Annotated in this window: 1 protein-coding gene; it reads right to left on the reverse strand. The window is 69.2% G+C overall.

Annotated elements, in window-relative coordinates; genetic code table 11:
• Positions 1-956, reverse strand: a 956-nt coding sequence (gene ilvC / locus ABFX45_RS46165; protein WP_346137424.1) for a ketol-acid reductoisomerase, incomplete at its 3' end; no start/stop codon positions are given.
• Between the last annotated feature and the right edge of the window lies 1 nt (position 957).

The following is a 957-nucleotide window of genomic DNA, read 5'->3' on the forward strand; positions in this document are numbered from 1 at the left end:
CGGTCGACCCACGACATCATGTCGCGGAGCTTCTTGCCGGTGGCCTCGATCGGGTGGTTCTCGCCCTCCTGCTGCAGCTTGCGGTAGTTGGCGCGGCCGTTGTCGTCCTCGGCGACCCACTCGGAGGCGAAGGTGCCGTCCTGGATCTCGCCCAGGATCTTCTTCATCTCTTCCTTCACGGAGGCGGTGATGACGCGCGGGCCGCGGGTCAGGTCGCCGTACTCGGCCGTGTCGGAGATCGAGTAGCGCATGCGGGCGATGCCGCCCTCGTACATGAGGTCGACGATCAGCTTCAGCTCGTGCAGGCACTCGAAGTACGCGACCTCGGGGGCGTAGCCCGCCTCGGTCAGCACCTCGAAGCCCGCCTGGACCAGAGCGGACGCGCCACCGCAGAGGACGGCCTGCTCGCCGAAGAGGTCGGTCTCGGTCTCTTCCTTGAACGTCGTCTTGATGACGCCGGCGCGGGTGCCGCCGATGCCCTTGGCGTAGGACAGCGCCAGGGCCTGGGCGTTGCCGGAGGCGTCCTGCTCGACGGCGATGAGCGCGGGGACGCCCTTGCCGTCCACGAACTGGCGGCGGACCAGGTGGCCGGGGCCCTTCGGGGCGACCATGGCGACGTCCACACCGGACGGAGCGGTGATCAGGCCGTAGCGGATGTTGAAGCCGTGGCCGAAGAAGATCGCGTCGCCCTCCTTGAGGTTGCCCGCGATCTCGTTGGCGTAGATGTGCCGCTGGGCGGTGTCCGGCGCCAGGATCATGATCACGTCGGCCCACGCGGAGACCTCGGACGGCGTGCCGACCTCCAGGCCCTCCTCCTCGGCCTTGGCGCGGGACTTGGAGCCCTCCTGCAGACCGATCCGGACCTCGACGCCGGAGTCGCGCAGCGACAGGGCGTGGGCGTGGCCCTGGCTGCCGTAGCCGATCACGGCCACCTTGCGGCCCTGGATGATGCTCAGG

The organism is Lentzea roselyniae, assembly GCF_039537795.1.
In the GTDB taxonomy this organism is placed as follows: domain Bacteria; phylum Actinomycetota; class Actinomycetes; order Mycobacteriales; family Pseudonocardiaceae; genus Lentzea; species Lentzea atacamensis.